At 67.5% G+C, this 18,215-nt stretch carries 16 protein-coding genes; 4 read left to right on the top strand and 12 right to left on the bottom strand.

Translation table 11 applies throughout. The features are described from left to right. Nucleotides 1–24 precede the first annotated feature (24 nt). On the bottom strand, nt 25–1,011 hold the full coding sequence (locus E5S69_RS01275) for a tripartite tricarboxylate transporter substrate binding protein (RefSeq protein ID WP_171513207.1): 987 nt from the start codon (nt 1,009–1,011) through the stop codon (nt 25–27). Nucleotides 1,012–1,117: 106 nt separating this feature from the next. Beyond that, nucleotides 1,118–2,029, bottom strand: a complete 912-nt coding sequence (locus E5S69_RS01270) for a LysR family transcriptional regulator (RefSeq protein ID WP_171513206.1) — start codon at nt 2,027–2,029, stop codon at nt 1,118–1,120. Nucleotides 2,030–2,212: 183 nt separating this feature from the next. Here E5S69_RS01270 and E5S69_RS01265 point away from each other — a divergent pair, with 183 nt between their 5' ends. The 3 genes from E5S69_RS01265 (at nt 2,213) to E5S69_RS01255 (ending at nt 6,970) form a co-directional block, all read left to right on the top strand. Then, nucleotides 2,213–4,195, top strand: coding sequence for an aconitase family protein (locus tag E5S69_RS01265; RefSeq protein WP_171513205.1), 1,983 nt, complete (start codon nt 2,213–2,215; stop codon nt 4,193–4,195). A gap of 220 nt (nt 4,196–4,415) precedes the next feature. Then, nucleotides 4,416–6,386: an alkyl/aryl-sulfatase gene (locus E5S69_RS01260; RefSeq protein WP_171513204.1), complete on the top strand. Its 1,971-nt coding sequence runs from the start codon at nt 4,416–4,418 to the stop codon at nt 6,384–6,386. Next, nucleotides 6,383–6,970 carry a hypothetical protein gene (locus E5S69_RS01255; RefSeq protein ID WP_171513203.1) on the top strand — a complete coding sequence of 196 codons (588 nt, stop codon included), beginning with the start codon at nt 6,383–6,385 and terminating at the stop codon, nt 6,968–6,970. The genes E5S69_RS01260 and E5S69_RS01255 overlap by 4 nt, the downstream gene beginning before the upstream one ends. Before the next feature lie 52 nt (nt 6,971–7,022). On the opposite strand, the gene E5S69_RS01250 is transcribed toward E5S69_RS01255, so the two are convergent. The 5 genes from E5S69_RS01250 to E5S69_RS01230 all read right to left on the bottom strand — a co-directional run bounded on the left by E5S69_RS01250 (nt 7,023) and on the right by E5S69_RS01230 (nt 12,029). Further along, nucleotides 7,023–8,396, bottom strand: a complete 1,374-nt coding sequence (locus E5S69_RS01250) for an MFS transporter (RefSeq protein WP_171513202.1) — start codon at nt 8,394–8,396, stop codon at nt 7,023–7,025. Nucleotides 8,397–8,623: 227 nt separating this feature from the next. Further along, a complete protein-coding gene (locus tag E5S69_RS01245; protein WP_171513201.1) occupies nt 8,624–9,250 on the bottom strand; it encodes a pyridoxamine 5'-phosphate oxidase family protein in 627 nt (208 codons plus the stop codon). Beyond that, nucleotides 9,153–10,628 (bottom strand): adenylosuccinate synthetase, encoded by a 1,476-nt coding sequence (locus E5S69_RS01240; protein WP_171513200.1) that lies wholly within the window; start codon nt 10,626–10,628, stop codon nt 9,153–9,155. The genes E5S69_RS01245 and E5S69_RS01240 overlap by 98 nt, the downstream gene beginning before the upstream one ends. Before the next feature lie 2 nt (nt 10,629–10,630). Beyond that, nucleotides 10,631–11,095: a RidA family protein gene (locus tag E5S69_RS01235; RefSeq protein ID WP_171513199.1), complete on the bottom strand. Its 465-nt coding sequence runs from the start codon at nt 11,093–11,095 to the stop codon at nt 10,631–10,633. A gap of 148 nt (nt 11,096–11,243) precedes the next feature. Next, nucleotides 11,244–12,029, bottom strand: coding sequence for an AraC family transcriptional regulator (locus E5S69_RS01230; RefSeq protein ID WP_171513890.1), 786 nt, complete (start codon nt 12,027–12,029; stop codon nt 11,244–11,246). 138 nt (nt 12,030–12,167) lie between these two features. Here E5S69_RS01230 and E5S69_RS01225 point away from each other — a divergent pair, with 138 nt between their 5' ends. Then, nucleotides 12,168–13,025, top strand: a complete 858-nt coding sequence (locus E5S69_RS01225; protein WP_171513198.1) for an alpha/beta hydrolase — start codon at nt 12,168–12,170, stop codon at nt 13,023–13,025. Between the two features lie 48 nt (nt 13,026–13,073). Here the strand turns inward: E5S69_RS01225 and E5S69_RS01220 are convergent, their stop codons facing one another. The 5 genes from E5S69_RS01220 to E5S69_RS01200 form a co-directional block, all read right to left on the bottom strand. Next, a complete protein-coding gene (locus tag E5S69_RS01220) occupies nt 13,074–13,814 on the bottom strand; it encodes a UTRA domain-containing protein (RefSeq protein ID WP_171513197.1) in 741 nt (246 codons plus the stop codon). A 138-nt stretch (nt 13,815–13,952) separates the two neighbouring features. Beyond that, complete coding sequence (locus E5S69_RS01215) at nt 13,953–14,969, bottom strand: Bug family tripartite tricarboxylate transporter substrate binding protein (protein WP_171513196.1); 1,017 nt, start codon at nt 14,967–14,969, stop codon at nt 13,953–13,955. Between the two features lie 56 nt (nt 14,970–15,025). Next, entirely contained in the window at nt 15,026–16,048 is a 1,023-nt protein-coding gene (locus E5S69_RS01210) for an Ldh family oxidoreductase (RefSeq protein ID WP_171513195.1), read from the bottom strand. Beyond that, nucleotides 16,045–16,980, bottom strand: a complete 936-nt coding sequence (locus tag E5S69_RS01205; RefSeq protein ID WP_171513889.1) for a hydroxyacid dehydrogenase — start codon at nt 16,978–16,980, stop codon at nt 16,045–16,047. Before E5S69_RS01205 ends, E5S69_RS01210 begins: the two co-directional genes overlap by 4 nt. After that, on the bottom strand, nt 16,980–18,155 hold the full coding sequence (locus tag E5S69_RS01200) for a UxaA family hydrolase (protein WP_018007439.1): 1,176 nt from the start codon (nt 18,153–18,155) through the stop codon (nt 16,980–16,982). Before E5S69_RS01200 ends, E5S69_RS01205 begins: the two co-directional genes overlap by 1 nt. Nucleotides 18,156–18,215: the final 60 nt, after the last annotated feature.

The raw sequence follows: 18,215 nt of genomic DNA, 5'->3' as shown, positions 1-18,215 counted from the left end.
AACGAGGCGAGACATTGGCGCGACTCAGTTCAGCGTCGCCCCCGCCTGCCGGACGATGCGCGCATGCTTGTCCAGCTCGCTCTTGAAGAACGGCACCGCCGCATCGGCGCCGGTGCCGGTCACCACCAACCCTTGCGCGGCCAGGTGCTCCTGCACGTCACGTTCCTGCAGCGTGGCCTGGATCTTCGACTGCAGGTCTTGCACACCTGCCTTCGGCATCCCCGCGGGGCCGACGATGGCCAGCCAGGCGTCGAAGCTGTAGCGCGGCACCCCCGATTCCGCCAGCGTCGGCACCTCGGGCAACGCCGGCACCCGCTGCGCCGTGGACACCGCAATCGCCCTGAGCTTGCCCGCCTTGAGCAGCGGCAGCACCGCCTGCACGGTCAGGAAGCCTATCTGCACCTGGCCGCCGATCAGGTCGGTGGTGTAGTTGCCGGCGCCCTTGTACGGCACGTGCCGGATGTCGACCTTCGCCTCGCGGGCGAAGAGCTGGCCGGCCAGGTGCAGCACCGTGCCGTTGCCCGACGAGCCGTAGTTCAGCTCGCCCGGCTTCGACTTCAACAGCGCGACCAGTTCTTTCGTGGTGTGCGCGCCCACCGCGGGATTCGCCACCAGTACCAGTGGCAGCGTGCCGATCACGGTAATCGGCGTGATGTCCTTCAGCGCGTCATAGGGCAGGTTCTTGTAGATGAACGGGTTGATGACATGGTTCGACGAGATCAGGCCCAGCGTCGACCCGTCTTTCGGCGCCCTGACGATCTGCTGGGTGCCCGGCACGCCGCCGGCGCCAGCGATGTTCTCGACCACCACCGACTGGCCGAGCTGCTTGCCCAATGGCTGGCTCAGCGCGCGCGCCACGGCATCAGCCTGCGAACCCGGCTGGGTCGGCACGATCAGCCTGACCGGCCTGGCGTCCTGCGCATGGGCCGGAAAAGTGTGGCCACCGAGCATTGCCAGCGTGGCCAGGGCTGCAAGCGCCTTGCACGCGCGTCGAATCAGCGAGGTCTGCATCTCTTGTCTCCGTTTTATCGAATCGCACCGTGGACGGTGGCTTTGGCACGGAGTGTAGGGTTGCGACGCGGCCGTGGCCGAGTGCTAATCCGCTGGACCGGGTATCTCAGCCCGGCATAGCTGCGGTCCCTCCCTCCGGCTGCAATGCGTCGATCATGGCGGCGATGGCCCGCAGGCGCGGCTGCTTGAACGGCGCATAGAACCGCAACTGGCGCTGGCGCCACGGCTCATCCAGCGGCACGCGCACAAAGCGCCGCGTTCCCGCATAGGCGGCGCCGGCACTTGCTGGCAGCACCGCGATGCCCAGCCCCGCCTCGACCATGCGGCAGGCAGCCTCGAAGCTGGAGACGGTCACGCCCTGGTTGAACGGCAGGCGCAGGTTGGCCGCCTGCTCGCGCAGGTCCTGGTCGAGCGCGCCGCCCGGCTGCACCACCACCAGCGGATGCTCCAGCACCTCGGCATAACGGATGCGTTTGCGCCGGGCCAGCGCATGCGTCGACGGCACCACCACGTTGAGCGGATCGCTGGCAAAGGCCCACGATTCCAGCCCGCCCGGCGTCTTGGCCGCGACCCCGATGCCGACGTCGGCCCGGTCATCGAGGCAGGCGCGCAGGGTTTCGGCGGTAGAGCGCTCGTACAGCGCGATCTCGACCAGCGGATGCGCCGCCTTGAACGCATGCAGCCGCTCGGGCAGGAAGCCGATGATGGCCGACGGGCTCGCCGACACCCTCACCACGCCCGCGACCCGGTCGCCAAGGTCCTGCACCTCGCGCGCAAAGCTGGCGATGTCCTGGTTCAGCTTGCGGCCCAGTTCCAGCGCGCGCGCCCCGGCATCGGTCAGCACCACGCCGGCGGGCGAGCGCACGAACAGCACCACGCCCAGGCTGCGCTCCAGTTCAGCGATGCGCCGGCTCAACGCCGACTGGGCAATATGCTCGGTTTCAGCCGCGCGCTTGATCGAGCCCTCGCGCGCGGCGGCCAGGAACAGCTGGATATTGACGGGATCGATGCGGTGCATGGGTCAGTAGCCCGTGTGGGCAGGCCGGAATGTCGCCCGATACTAACCTTGCCGCGCGCACCGCGCATCGACTCCGCGTTTACCCTGATATGTCTGGCGCAGATAGCCGCGATGCCGCATCAGCGCTTCGCCCGCGCGCGCCATGGGCGGTAGAGTGGCACCGAATTGCCATCGGAGACCTGCATGAGCGCCATTGAGGCCACGGCCCGCACCCTGTTCCTTGCCGACTCCGCGCCGGTCATGAGCGCGCAACTGCAGGGGCAGCCCATGACCCTGGCCGGGGCCGGCGCGCTGCGCGACGACGTTTCAACGGACGAGATCACGCCGGTGCCGATCCTGACGCACTACGACGACGCGCTGGGCCGCTTTCCCTATACCGGCTACAAGGTCGACGGCATCTGCCCGGTCGCGGCCAACGCGATCCGCAACGGCGGATTCGCCGTAACTGTTGCCGGCAGCCGCTACGGCAAGGGGTCGTCGCGCGAGCATAGTCCGGCAGCGGAAAAGCTGGCGGGCATCCGCCTCGTCATCGCCCGCAGCTTCGAGCGCATCTACCGCCAGAACGCCGACAACATCGGCCTGTTCACCTCGACCGACTTCAGCCTGCTTACCCGGCTGGAGCAAGGCGAAGCCATCGAAGCCGACACGCTGGTGGCCGGGCGCGACGCGCTCGCCGCATCCATCCTGCGGCACGGCGGGCTGCTGAAATTCGGGCAGGCCTACCTGGGCAAGGTCGAACCCGCGGCCACGGGCCTGCCCGCCGGCCCGCAGACCTTGTTCGAGAAAATCGTCCAGCGGCATTTGCTGGCCACGCCGGTAACACCGGCGCGCCCGGTACCAGGCGACGGCATTTTCGTGCGGGCCGACTGGCGCTTTATCCACGAGTACTACACCGGCATGTGCGCCCACATGCTGCATGAAGCGTTCGGCAAGCCGCTGCGGCTGAGGGACGCGGATCGCATCGTGGTGTTCGAGGATCACACCTCGTACGTCAGCGAAAGCCCCGCGCACCTGCGCGCCGGGCTGGTCGACAACGTTGCGCGCATGTGCGCGGCGCAACGGGACTTCGTGCGCGACTACCAGCTCCGCTGCCATCGCACGCTGACCGAGGAGGCGTCGCTGGGGGCGCCCGCCAGCCATGCGGCCGGCATCTCGCACGCAATGATGGCCGAGCGCTATGCGCTGCCCGGGCAGGTCGTGGTCGGCACCGACTCGCACACCCCGCACAGCGGCGCGCTGGGATGCGTGGCGTTCGGCGTCGGCACCACCGACATGGCCAATGCCTTCGTGACCGGCGCCGTGCGCATGACGCTGCCGCAATGCATGCTGGTGCGCCTGGACGGCGTGCTGGCGCCGGGGGTCACGGCCAAGGACGTCGTGCTGCACCTGCTGGCACGGTCGGACATCAAGGCCGGCGCGGGCGTCGGCAAGGTATTCGAGTTCACCGGGCCGGTGGTCAGCGCGATGTCGATCGACGAGCGCGCCACGCTGACCAATATGTGCGCCGAACTGGGCGGCTTCACCGGCATCGTCGCACCCGACGCACAGACCGTGCGCTTCCTGCGGGAACGGCGCGGACTCGATTTCGACATCGAGCCATGGATGCGCAGCGACGACGGCGCCGCGTTTGCCGCCACGCTCGACATCGACTGCGGCGCGCTCGGCCCCATGGTGGCGAGCCCGGGCGATCCAGGCAACGGCGTGCCGCTGTCCGCGCTGACGCAGCACGTACCCGTGGACATTGCCTACGGTGGTTCTTGCACGGCCGGCAAGCGCGAGGACTTCGACGGGTACCACGAGGTCCTGCACTGGGCGGTGCAGCGCGGCCTGCGCATTCCGCCGCATGTCACCCTCTACCTGCAGTTCGGCACCACCGACGTGCGCGACTATTGCATCCACGAGGGCTACATGGAAACGTTCGAGGCTGTCGGCGCACGCATCCTCCAGCCTTCCTGCGGCGCCTGCGCCAATTGTGGTCCGGGGTCGTCGGAACGGCCTGACCAGGTCACGGTCAGCTCGATCAACCGCAACTTCCCCGGGCGCTCGGGGCCGGGGCAGGTCTGGCTGGCCAGCCCGCCCACGGTGGCCGCCAGCGCGGTGTGCGGGGAGCTGGCGTCGTTTGAAGATTTGCGGCGGCGCTACATCGCCGGCGCGAGTGCGGCGTAGACGGGCCCGGCACAGCGTCAATCCCGGATTTCTTTTTCGATTTCTTTTAATTCGAGGACAGAAAGTTTGACTTCCACCCGGTGAACGGATGCAACAGGATAGACGGCGCGCCAAAGTCGCCCGGCGGACGCTTGCCCGCCCTCGGCCGGCCAGCGTTCCGAGCAGGCATGGCTGATGCTGCGCGCCTCCTTCCTGTCTCTTCCAACCGGGAGAATCAACGATGAACGTAGCAATAGTCCTGACAACGACGCTGGCCGTCGCGTTGGCTTCACCGGCTTGGGCACAGGCCCAGCCGATCGCCGGCAAGCCTGCCACCGCGGCCACCAGGGCGGCGAATGCTGCCGTACTGAACGAGCTTCCTTTTCACGACAAGGCGGATTTCGAGGATGCGCAGCGCGGGCTGGTGGCCAAGCCCGACACCCTGACCATCCGCAACGCCAAGGGCGACGTGGTGTGGGACCTCGAGGCCTACAAGCAGTACATCGGCCTGGACAAGCCCGCACCGGACACGGTCAACCCCAGCCTGTGGCGCAACGCCCAGTTGAACATGCAGCATGGCCTGTTCAAGGTATCGGAGCGGATCTACCAGGTGCGCGGCTTCGACCTGTCGAACGTCACGTTCGTGCAGGGCGACACCGGATGGATCGTGCTGGATCCGCTGATTTCGGCGGAAACGGCAAGGGCCGCCTATGACTTCGTCAGCAAGCACCTCGGACAGAAGCCGGTAAAAGCCGTGGTCTACAGCCACTCGCACGTGGACCACTACGGCGGCGTGCGCGGCATCGTGAACGAGGCCGATGTGCGGGCAGGCAAGATCAAGGTGTTCGCCCCCGAAGGCTTTACCGAGCATGCCATCAGCGAGAACGTGATCGCCGGCAACGCCATGGGCCGCCGTGCCGTCTACATGTATGGCGCGCTATTGCCCCGCAACGCTCGCGGTGGCGTAAACGGCGGGCTGGGCCAGACGGTCTCGACCGGCGAGGCCGGCCTGATCGTGCCGACCGACATCATCGGCAAGACCGGCACTGAAGTCACGGTGGACGGTGTCAAGATGGTGTTCCAGATGACGCCCGGGACCGAAGCGCCCGCGGAAATGAATACCTTTTTCCCGCAGTTCCGGGGCATGTGGATGGCCGAGAACACGACCAACACCATGCACAACATCCTGACCCTGCGCGGCGCGCAGGTTCGCGATGCGCTGAAGTGGTCGAGCTACCTGAACGAGACCATCGATACCTATGGCAAGGACGTCGACTTCAAGTTCCAGGCGCATCACTGGCCGATGTGGGGCAATGCCCGGATCATCGATTACTGGAAGAAGCAGCGCGACCTGTACAAGTACACCCATGACCAGTCGGTCAACCTGATGAACAAGGGGTATACCGGAGAAGAAATCTCCGAGCTGATCAAGCTGCCGCCCGAGCTCGACAAATTCTGGCCTAACCGCGGCTATTACGGCACGCTGCGCCACAACTCGCGCGCGGTCTACCAGCGCTACATGGGCTGGTATGACGGCAATCCGTCGGACCTGAACAACCTGCCACCGGAGATGGCCGCCAGGAAGTACGTCGAGTACATGGGCGGCGAAGCGGCGGTACTCAGGCGCGCCAGGGCGGATTTCAGCAAAGGCGATTACCGCTGGACCGCGGAAGCGCTCAAGCACGTGGTCTTTGCCAATCCCGACAGCAAGGCCGGCAAGGAACTGCTGGCCGATTCGCTCGAGCAGATGGGCTACCAGGCGGAAAGCGGCCCGTGGCGCGCGGTCTATCTGATGGGCGCTTATGAACTGCGCAACGGCGTGCCCAAGGCCGGCGGCACCACGACCGCAAGCCCGGACACCATCAAGGCGATGCCGCCCGAAATGCTGTTCGACTACCTCGCGGTGCGCCTTAACGGACCGAAGGCCGCCGGCAAGAAGATCGGCCTGAACATCGACTTCACCGACCTGAAGAAGCAGTACGGGCTGCAAGTGGAGAACGCGGTGCTGAACTATGGCAAGCCGCTGCCGCAAGCCGATGCCAGCCTCACGCTGTCCAAGGCAACGCTTGACGCGATCCAGTTGAAGGAAACCACGATCGAGAACGCCATTGCCAAGGGCGACATGAAGGTGGAAGGCCGCCGCGAAGCGCTGGGTGAATTCCTCGCGCTGCTCGACACGTTCCCGTTCTGGTTCAACATTGTGACGCCATGAAGCCCGCCACCGCAATTCTGACGGCCGCGTTCGCGGCCTGGCTTGGATCGGTCTCGACGCTCGCGGCGGCTTGCGGGTCAGACTTCGTGCTTGGCGACGAAGTCTCGGCCGCGCATCCTGCCTCGCTCGGCGTGGCCTTCGCGCTGCATGACGCAACCGGTGCGGGCAAACTGCCCCTGACCGACAGCGTCAGCGGCGTGCAGGCCCGGCAACGGGCCGATGAAACCGCGCACAGGCTCGAGCAGCAGCTGGCCTCGGCACGGCCGGCGTTGCCGCCCACGGCGCTGCTGCTGGTGGAGTCGCGGCTCTGGACCCGCTATGCCACCGCGGCCAGTGCGCGGGCGCAAGTCGAGGCCGGCCACGACGCCGGCCCGGCCCAAGGCGATGTGGTCGTGGTCACCGCCGAAGCCGTGTTGCGCGCCCTGCTCGATGGGCGGATGGCATGGCAGCAGGCGGTGGACGCAGGTCTGGTGGTGGTGGCCGGAAAGCCTGCCGCGAGCACGCGCGTGGCAGCGATACTGGCTGCACGCCTCGCCGCGCCGGCTTCCGCGCTGGCCGGCCCGGCGCCGCGCGCACGCTCCTAGCCGGCTGGCTTGAAGCATTGCGGCGGCAGATCCACGGTGTTCCGGACAACGCTTAGTCGGCGATGGTTTCCAGCGCACGGCCGCGGGTTTCGATGCCGAACCGGAAGACAATCGCCGCCGCGGCAAGGAAACACAGCGCGCCCAGACCAAACACGCCAGCCTGCCCCGCGACGGGCAGCACCAGGCCCACCAGCGCCGGACCCAGCAGCGAGCCCAGGCGCCCGACCGTCGACGCCATGCCGCAGCCCGAGGCGCGCGCGCGCGTGGGGTACAGCTCCGGCGTGTAGGTGTAGAGCACCGCCCACATGCCAAACATGAAGAACTGCATCATGCCGCCGGAAAGGAACAGCGCCAGCGGCTCCGGTGCCGCGCCGGCGACGCGGCCATAGACAAAGACCATGCACGCTCCGCCGACCAGCGTCGCCACGCAGGCCGGCTTGCGTCCCCAGCGCTCCACCGCCCACGCCGCCCACAGGAAGCCCGGAATCCCCCCGATCGAGATATAGACCGTGTACAGCACGGACTGGGTCACGCCCAGACCGGATTGCTGCAGCAACGCGCCTATCCATGTATTGAGGCCATAGAACCCCAGCAGGGCAAAGAACCACAGCCCCCAGACGGTCAGGGTCCGGCTGCGGTACGCCCGCGACCACAGCACGCGCAGCCCCGATGCGGCCGGCTCCGCCGCAGCGACCGCGGGGGTGACTTCGGGCAACGTGTCGAGCTTCATCCGCCGCATCACCGACTGCTCGATACGGTCGACGATCTCGGCAGCTTCCGCGTGGCGTCCCTGCGATTCCAGCCAACGGGGAGACTCTGGCACGAAGCGCCGCACCACGATCAGGAAGAGCGCCGGCACCGCGCCGAGCAGGAACATGGTGCGCCAGGTATAGGCGCTCAGCACGTAGTACGACATCAGGCCCGCGCAGATAAACGCGATCGGCCAGTTGCCGTCCATCAGCGCCAGATATTTGCCGCGCTGCCGCGCCGGAATGAATTCCGACATCAGCGTCTGCGCCAGCGGCAACTCCATGCCCATGCCGATCCCAAGCAAGAGCCGATATGCGCCCAGTTCCATGGGATGGCTCGCGGTGGAACAGAGATAGCTGCCAACGCCCCAGATGATCATGCTGACCTGGAACACGGGCTTGCGCCCGAACTTGTCGGCGATCATCCCGGAGCTGAGCGCACCGAGGGCCATGCCGACAAAGCTGGCGCTCCCCAGCATGCCCGCCTGCGCAGCGGTCAGGCCGAACTCCGAGCGGATCGAGCCCAGCAGGTACGTCATCATGGCCAGGTCGAGGTTGTCGAAGAAAAACGCCAGCGCAATGATGGCAAACAGAAGGCGGTGATAGCCGCATACGGGCAGCCGTTCCAGCCGGTCGCCGGTGCGCACGCGCATCAGCTCGAGAGGGGTGTGCTTCATCTTGTCTCCATTCGTTCTAGAGCCAGCGCTCTGGGGCACTGGCGGCAGGCGACAGCGCGTGGTTGCGCTATCGCTTGCTACTGTCGCGTGCGGACGCCGGCGCGACGCGTGCCGCAACGCCAAGGTCTGTCTCGCAGGTGCCAAAGCCGTGGCCAGGCGCATGCAGCGCCCCGGGGCAAAAAAAAAGAGGTGCCGAAGCACCTCTGCGTGTCACCCGATGGCGAGCCTCACTTTCCCGCAAACCGGTGGGAATCGAATGCCTCCGGCGGCAAGCCGGACAGCGTGGCCCCGGACTGGAACGGATAGCGCAGGTATGGCGCGCGCGGCTGTCCCGGCGGCGAGTACTGTCCGTCAGCCAGGATGCGCTTTTTCGCACTCATCTCACGGATCTCGCAGCGATAGGCAACGATCTGGCTGGCGGCCCCATCCTCGATCGGCGTGTAGTCCTTCTCGGGCCGGAACTTGTCCAGCGCCTGGTACTGGTGGGCACGCACCGCTTCGGTACTGTCGCGCAACCGGACTTCACAGCGCGCGATGACGCTGAAATACTCGAGACTCGTGTTCTGGCCCTTCGGCGCCTTCAGCAAGGCCACGGGCCGGTCGACTTCGATCGTGACCAGCGGGTTCGCCCGGATCGCAGCGGCAAGCTTGCCGAACCTGGAACTGTGGATCAGGAACGCGTCGCCAGTGAAGGTGAAGCTCTGCGCCGTAATGTAGGGGTACGGTGCGTCATGCACCGCAACCCGGCAGATCAGTTCATTTTTCAGGAAGGCTTCGATGGCCGGCCAGTCGGTCCAGGCCAGGTCGGTCCGGCGCATTTCGTTGCGCAGATAGGCAGGGGTCGTGCTTGTCATGGTGTGGTGTGGTGTGCTGGTTGGGTTCAAGAAGCCGCATCTGCGCGCGTTCCGGTCCTAGCCCGATGCCGCGCAAGGGCCGGCCGATGGCCTGCGCGAGCCATTCGAGCAGCGCTTCAAGTTGCGGGGGCAGCGGCGAGGCGGCACCGGTCGGGATGGCGTGCTCGCCGAACGCCGGAAAGCGCAACACGCGCTGACCTGTGCCGCCCGTCTCGCCGACGACAACCGGAATGCAGTGCTCGGGTGTGTGGGCGAAGGCCGCCAGGCTGTCACATTTGTTGAGATACACCTCGTCGACGCCGGCCTGCTGTATCGCCAGGCGCAGTTGTGCAACGTCGAGCAGCCCCACGCGCCGGGGCCTGCCGGTGCCGGTGCCATATTCTTTCGCCAGCATCCGGATAGCCACGCCGGTGGCGAACGCATCCCCTTCGGCGAGCAGCGCCAGCGGATCGTGGCTGGCCGCTTCGTCGGCGCGGCCGCGGCCCGCGTGTGCCGCCGCGGCGCAATACGCCTCGGAACGGGGCCCGCCCAGTTCGGTGGGCAACGGGCCGCCACCGACACGTGAGACGATGGCCTTGGCCACGCCGATGGCCTTGCGGTGATATCGGCACGGCAGATCGCCCCCCACGTAGGCATAGGCGGGCAGCGTATGGCTGGACGTGACCCACGGCTGAACGCCGTGCACCACGTCCAGCATCACCGACTGCGCGCCCTCGAACAGGACCCGGGCACCGGCTTCGACCCGCCGCAACAGCGCGACAGCATCGTCCGTCACGAACGGACGAATCGCTGCCCAAGCGCGGCGCATACCGTCCACCATCGCCGCGATGTCGTCCCCATCGTCACCGTCCCGGCCCGCCAGCCGGGTCATCTGTTCGAACACGCGGCTATCGTCGCACAGCAGGTCGCGCAACTGGAATGCGACGCGCTCGGAGCCCTGCATCCGCGCCGCCAGATCGGCATAGCAAGGACCGATGCCATTGCCGGTGGTGCCGATCCGCGCGCCATCGCGGCGGTCCGCCAGCACGTGGCGCGGCTGAACCAGCGGACACCGGTCGCTGATGGTCAGCCGCCCGTCAAGGCTGATGCCTTGGGCGGCCAACATCGCGATCTCGGCGGCCAGCTGCTGCAAGCCGACCACGCAGCCCGAGCCGATGTAAAGCGCAACGCCGGGATGCAGCACGCCGGAAGGCACCTGCCGCAGCCGCAAGGGGCCGTCGGGCGTGGCGATGGTATGCCCGGCGTTGGCCCCGCCGTTGAAGCGCGCAATCACGTCATACCCGGCGGCGAGGTGATCGACGACCCGGGCCTTGCCCTCGTCGCCATACTGCAGGCCGACCAGGACGTCGGCGTAGCCGGCCTTTGTCGCGGCGCCCATGGCTAGGCATCCAGCGCAAAGGTGGCTTCGATTTCCACCGGGACCCCGAACGGAAGACTCGCCACGCCGAGCGCCAGCCGGGCATGGCGGCCCCGCTCGGCAAAGATCTGGTTGAGCAGTTCCGACGCAGCATTGATCACCCGCGGCGCATCGTCGAAGCCCGGGTCGGCTGCGACGTAGCCGCCTACCCGCACGATGCCCCGGATCCGCTCCAGATTGCCATCGGTCGCGGCGGTGGCCCAGCCCAGCAGGTTGGCCAGGCAAAGCCGCGCCGCCGCTTGCGCCGCTTCAACGCTGACCGTGCCGGGCACCTTGCCGACGAACATGGGCTTGCCGTCCTGCAGCGGCAGCTGGCCTGAGATCGTCAGCAAACCATGGTGCAGCGTGTACGGGACATAAAGTGCCCTGGGCATTTCTGCGGCGGGCAGGACGATGCCTGCCGCCCGGATACGATCCATCACTGACATATTCACTCCTCGACTTGAACAAATGCCGACGGAGCGAGCACGGTGCGGGTCATCCGGCGGCATCCAGACTGTGCCGCACGGCCCTGCCCTCGATGCGCGTCCTGACGCCAGTTGATGTCTGGCAGATGCCAACCCGCAGCGAATACGCCTAGTCGCCGGCCCGGTCGCGGAAATACTCGGTGGGGGTCATGCCAAGCGCTCGCCTGAACATGGCGCTGAATGCGCTCGGACTTTCGTATCCGAGCTGCAGGGCGATGTCGGTGACATGGCAGCCCTCGGCAAGCAGGCGGACCGCGGCCATCAACCGGGCCTGCTGCTTCCAGCGGCTGTAGGTCATGCCCGTTTCTTCCGGAAACAGGCGGATGATGGTTCGTTCGCTGGCGCCAACCGAGCGGCTCCACGCCTGTACCGAGGTCTCGTCCGAGGGATCCTCGAGGATCTTCGCGCAGATCTTGCCCAGGCGCGGATCCCTGGGCATCGGGAGATGCAGCGGGACCACCGACAGCGGACGCAGTTCGTGCAGCAGAAGCTGCACCACCAGGCCGTCGCGGCCGATTTCTTCATAGTCCAGCGGCATGCGCACCGCGGCCGAGATCAGCTCGCGCAGCAGCGGCGGCACCGCGACCACGCAACAGCCGCGCAACTCGGCGGGAACAGCATCTGCGCGGACATAGACCGTGCGCATCTCCACGTCGCCGCACGCCTGCATGGCGTGTTCGACGTTGCACGGCACCCAGACGGCGCGCTGGGGCGGGACCACCCAGGAGCCGAAGTCGGTGGTCACCAGGATGGCTCCGACATAGGCATAGATCAGCTGGCCGCGCGGATGCGAATGCGCGCCGATATAGAGGCCGTCCTTCAGCTTGCGCGCCATGCCTCCGACCGGCCGGTCGATGGCCTGGTAGTCGTCGCGGTTTTCGCTCTTTCCGAACATGGCGTCTTTGCGATAGGGGTTGTCATCTGGCGGCGCGCGCAGCAAGACGCGGATACGTATCTTTGGCCGGACGCGACAAGCGTCGCAACGACCCCCATGGAATCGAAGCCCCGATCCCACAGTCTGGAGCCAAATGTAATGTCAGTGTATCGAAACTTCAATCAGGAAGAACTGGACAACCAGTACAACGTCAGGGCCGGAATCCCCGGGTTCCAGGACATCTTCAAGCGATGGGACGATACCAGCGCCGCGTTCCGTCGCGACCATCCGGTCAAGCCGGATCTTGCCTATGGCATGCACGCCAAGCAGTCGCTGGACTTCTTCCCCGCGGCCTCACGCGAGCGCCCGTTGCTGGTCTTCATTCATGGCGGCTATTGGCAATCGCTGGACAAGTCCGACTTCAGCTTCGTTGCCGCCCCTTACCTGCAGCGCGACATCAACGTTGCCGTGGTGAACTACCGCCTGGCTCCGGACGTGGGCATGGCCGAAATCGTGCGCGACAACCAGGAGGCCGTGGCATGGCTGTACCGCCATGCCGCCGAACTGGGATTCGATCCGCGGCGCATCTTCGTGTCCGGCCATTCAGCCGGTGGTCATCTCACCGCCACGCTGGCGGGAACGGAGTGGGCCGCCTTCGGCGTTCCGGCGGACATCCTCAAGGGTGGATGCGCGATCAGCGGGTTGTATGACCTGGAGCCGATCCGGCTGTGCTATCTCAACCAGGTGGTCGGCCTGACCGCGGCGGACGTCGCCCGTTACAGCCCTGTCCACCATGTGCCGAAAATCAGGCTGCCCATGATCCTTACCGTCGGCGGCGATGAATCGCCGGAGTACCACCGGCTGCAGCGCGAATACCAGGCGCTGCTGGGCGAATGCGGCTTCGACGTGCAGGTGGTAGTGCAGGAGCGCGGCCATCATTTCGATGCCGTGGATCTGCTCGGCGATCCCAATGGGGACCTGGCGGCTGCGGTGCTGCGCATGATCTCCCTCGCCTGAGTCATCGGGCGCAGGATCCGGGTGCTTCCCGCCCTGCGCTTCACGCCCTCACGGCTGCGACAGCGCGAACTCGTAGTCCGACGTATCCAGCCGGGAGACGCGGTACTCGATCCGCTCGTTCTGGTAGGAAGACGCCACCCGCAGGATCTTCAGCATCGCGGTGCCGACCGGGACGCCCAGCAGTTCATGGTCTTCCTCGTCGGCCAGCGCCGCGCGCAGGCGCTCTTCGGTGCGGATGATGTTGATGCCGAAGACGTCCTGGTAGAAGTTGTAGAGCGTGTTCGGGCGCTCGCGCAGCAGCTTCTCGGTAAGCGCCTTGAAGCGCTCCGCCGGGACGGTGATGGCGTCGATCATGACCGCGCGCCCTTCCAGCGACAGCACGTTGGTAAAGCGGAACACGGCCTCCCCGACCGGCAGCCCCAGTGCCGCCGCTTCGTCCTTGTCCGCCCTGGCGCGGCGGAACCGGGCCAGCTGCACGGTCGGGTACTCGCGGTAGCCGTCCTGGCGCACGATGCGGAAGAAGCGGAAGAAATGGTCTTCCTGCCGATGCGTGGCGACGAAGGTGCCCCGCCCCTGGTGGCGGATCATGATGTTCTCGGCCACCAGTTCGTCGATGGCCTTGCGCAGCGTGCCGATCGAAACGCCGAAGCGCTCGATCAGCTTGCGTTCGGACGGGATGGCTTCACCCGGCTTCCACTCGCCCGCGGCCAGGGCGGCCAGGATGGCGTGCTTGACGTCCTTGTACAGCACGCCGCCAATGGCTGCGCCGGCATCGAATCTGGAGCCCACGTTAATGTCCTTTGCAACGCCGCCTGCGGGGCGGCCGGCCGATCCATGACTGACTCATATAGATAACACGAATCATACTAAAGCCGGTCGCCAACGCCGCCAGGCCGTGCGCATGCCGTCCCCGCACGGGGCGCCGCGTCATTCGACCCGGATTTGCTTCTCCTCGATCAGCCGGGCCCAGCGCGTCACCTCGCCGCTGAAGTAGTCGGCGAAAGGCGTGCCGCCGGCCGCGGGGCTGAAGCCCGCGGTGACGATGCGCCCGCGCACCGACTCGGCGGCCAGCATGCGCGCGACCGAGCCGGCGACCTTGTCGACGATCGGCCGGGGCGTGCCGGCCGGCATCATCAGGCCGGTCCAGTTCTCGACGATCAGGTCCGGATAGCCGGCCTCGGCGACGGTGGGGACGTCGGGCAACAGCGGATGGCGCTCGCGCGTGGTCACCGCCAGCGCGCGCAGCTTGCCGCCCTTCACATAGGCGAGCGACTCGGGAAAGTTGGAGAAGACCACGTCGATCTGGCCGCCGATCAGGTCGGTCATCGACGGCGCCCCGCCCTTGTACGGCACGTGGGTGAAGCTGGTCCGGGTCTGGCTTTCGAACAAGGCCAGCGTCAGGTGCGGCGGGGTGCCGTTGCCGCTGGAGCCGGCGTTGAGCTTCGACTTCTGCGCGGCAGCGGCCAGGTCTTTCATCGACTTGATCGGCGAATTCGCGGGCACCACCACCATCATCGGCGACGAGGCGATGCGCGCCACCGGCACCAGGTCCTTCTGCATGCTGAACGGCAGCTTGGGAAACAAGGTCACGTTGGACGCGTGCGTCAGCGTGACCGCGAGCCAGGTGTAGCCGTCGGGCGGCGCCTTGGCAACCTGCTCGGCGCCGATGTTGGCATTGCCGCCGGGTCGGTTGTCCACCACGATGGGCTTTTTCCACTCTTCGGAGAGCTGGTGGCCGACCATGCGCGCCATGATGTCGGTCAGGCCGCCGGCCGCGAAGGGCACGACATACCGGATCGGCTTGTTCGGATAATCTGCGGCGGCATCGCTGCCGCCCTGCGCGGCGGCGGGCGGCGCCAGCGCGGCCAGGGCCGATACTGCGGACAAGGCTAGGAGCGCGCGGGCCAGGTGCCTGCGCGCGCCGCGAATCAAGCGTCGATCCATGGTTTGTCTCCGGTAGTTGTGGTCGGCCCCTCTGGCGTGGGTCCGTTGTGAGGAAATCAATGCGGCGCGCCAGCCTCCACGCCCGCGAGCGATTGCAGTTCGCGCCACAGTGCATCGGGCACTTCAGCGCCGCGCGCAGCGGCCTCGGCCTGTGCCGACTCGCGGCGGGCGCCGGGCACGCGCGTGCCCTCGTCTTCCAGCATCACCGCCAGCAGCGCTTCAACCCGCGCGGCGTAGACCTGCGAGCCGGCGAAGGCGCCCGGGTCCATCACGAAAAACAGCTGGCCGATGCGCGGCCGGTTGCCCGCATCGCTGAAGAAAGAGTCCGCCTCGGCGCCGAACTGCGCGCCGGCCAGCGACGTCACCAGCAATTCGACCAGCAGCGCCAGCATCGCGCCCTTGACGCCGCCGGCCGGCAGCATCGAGCCGCGCAGCGCAGCCTCGGCATCGGTGGTCGGCTGCCCTGCTTCATCGAGCGCCCATCCGAGCGGAATCGGCTTGCCCTGCTTCGCCGCCACCATGATCTTGCCGCGCGCGACCTCGGACAGCGACAGGTCGATCACCACCGGCGCATGGCCCTGGCGCGGAAATACCGCCGCAATCGGGTTGGTGCCGAACAGCGGCCGCTTGCCGCCCCAGGCCGGCATGGCCGCGGGCGAGTTGCCCATGGCGATGCCCACCATGCCGGCGCGCGCCACGGCCTCGAGCGGCAGCGCGGCAGCGCCGAAGTGGTGGCTGTTGGTCACCGCGGCCACGCCGACGCCGGTCTCCCGCGCGCGCTGCATCGCCTCGGCGATGGCAAGGTCGCACGCGGCGAAGGCAAAGCCGCAGCCGGCATCGACGACCACCGCGCTGGCGCGCGTGCCGCGCACCGCCGGCTCGGCGTTGCCGTCGACCCGGTCATGCCGCAGGTGCGCCACGTACATCGGCACGCGCGAGACCCCGTGCGACGGCAGTCCCGCCGCATCGGCCCGTACCAGCGCCGCCGCGGTCGCCTGCGCCTGCCGGGCGCTGGCCCCGGCACGACGCAGGCCGGCGGCGGCCACGCGCTCCAGTTCATGCAATGCAATCCGGCTCATGGCATCTGCTCCAGCGACTGGCGCACCTCGCGCGCGATCATCATCGACACGCGCGCATTGGCTTCGCGCGTCACGCCGCCGATGTGGGGGGTCAGGATCAGGTTGGGCACGCCCCGCAGCGTGCTGCCGGCGGGCAGCGGCTCGCTGGCAAACACGTCCAGCGCCGCGCCGCCCAGGTGCCCGGCGCGCAGTGCGTCGGCCAGCGCTGCCTCATCGACCACGCCGCCGCGCGCGGTGTTGACCAGCACCGCGCCGGACTTCATCACGGCCAGGCGGCCGACATCGATCAGGTTGCGGGTGGCCTCCACCAGCGGCACGTGCAGGCTGACCGCGTCGGCCCGCGCCAGCAGCGCGTCGAGCGGCACGCAGGCCACGCCGGTGGCGGACCAGACCGGATCATCGGCCGGCAGCATCGGATCGCAGGCAATCACTTCCATGCCGAAGGCGCGCGCCAGCGCCGCGGTCTGGCGCCCAATATCGCCAAAGCCGATCAGGCCAAGCGTCTTGCCGAGCGCCTCCCTGCCCTCCGACAGCCGGGCGCGCGGCCACTGGCCATCGGCCACCTCGGTGCTGGACAGATAGGCGCCACGCAGCAGCACGGCGGCCGTGGTCACCACGTACTCCGCCACTGAGCGCGCATTGGCGCCGGCGGCGGGAATCACGCGGATGCCGCGATCGCGGCAGGCGGCGACGTCGATGTTGTCCAGCCCCACGCCGAGCCGCCCGACCACCCGCAAGGCCGGCGCGTGGGCCAGCAGCGCCGCGTCCACCTGGGTGCGGTTGCGCACCACCAGCGCGTGCGCGCCGTCCAGGACCTCGAGCAGGTCGGCGCGGCGATCCACCCAGCCCGGCTCGTAGCGCAGGTCGAAGCCGGGGGTCAGCGCCTGCACCGCGGCCGGGTCCATGAACTCGCTGATGCAGATGCGCTTCATCATGCCGACTCGTGGATGCGGGTCAGCACGAACTCGCGATGCCCGAGCGCCTCGGCCGCGGTCCAGCGGCCGTTGATGGTGGCCAGCATGCATTCCAGCAGCTTGTCGCCGGTCTGGTCGAGGGTCTGCTCGCGCTGCAGCAGGCCCGAGCAGTCGACGTCCATGTGCTCGCTCATCAGGCGCACGGTGCGCGGGTTGGCGCACAGCTTGATCACCGGAACGATCGGATTGCCGATCACGTTGCCCTGCCCGGTCGGGAAGAAGTGCACCACATAGCCGGCGGCCGCGCACAGCGTGACCATCTCCGCCGCGGCGGAAGACGAGTCCATGAACCACAGGCCCGGATGCGTCGGCGCCTCGGCCTTGTCGAGCACGCCGTCGACGGTGCATTTCTTGCCGATCTTCTGGATATTGCCCAGCGCCTTTTCTTCGATGGTGGTCAGGCCGCCGGCGATATTGCCCTTGGTCGGCTGCGACTCGGACAGGTCCGACGTCTTCCAGCGGTCAATCATGCCCTGGTAGCGCTCGAACATCGCCATGAACTGGTGGCGCACATCGTCGTTGGCGCAGCGTGCCGCGACGATATGCTCGCCGCCGGTCAGCTCCGAGGTCTCGCCGAACACCAGCGTGGTGCCGAGCGGGTGCAGTTTGTCGAAGGCGTTGCCGACGGTAGGGTTGGCGCCGCAGCCCGAAGTGGTGTCCGACTCGCCGCACTTGGTCGAGACCCACAACTCGTTGATCGGGCACTCGACGCGGTGCAGCGCGGTGGCGTACTGCACGAATTCGCGCGCCGCCTTCGAAGCGCGCATGATGGTGTCGTGGTCGCCGTGGCCCTCGATGCCGAATCCGACCACCGGCTTGCCGGTCTGGGCGATGCCGTCGACGACTTTCTTGGTCCAGCCGTCCTCGATGCCGATCACCACCACCGCGGCGACGTTGGGATTGCTGCCGGCGCCGATCAGCGTGCGGAAATGCAGGTCTAGGTCCGGCCCGAACTGCAGGCGGCCGTAGGGGTGGGGAATCGCCATGGTGCCCTTGATGGCGGCGGCGACGGCCTCGGCGGCGGCGTTGGACAGGTCGTCCAGCGGCAGGATGATGACGTGGTTGCGGACACCGACGCGGCCATTGTCGCGGCGGTAGCCCCAGAAGGTGGTGTTTTGGTCGATCACGGACATGACGTGGATCCTCGGGAAGCGGATGGAAGCGGGATGGAAAGCGGGCAGGAAGCGTCGGGC

Origin of the sequence: Cupriavidus necator, assembly GCF_013141915.1 — a bacterium.
GTDB lineage: Bacteria > Pseudomonadota > Gammaproteobacteria > Burkholderiales > Burkholderiaceae > Cupriavidus > Cupriavidus necator_B.
Note: the sequence above shows the minus strand (reverse complement) of the source record. Positions and strands in the feature narration are given on the sequence as shown.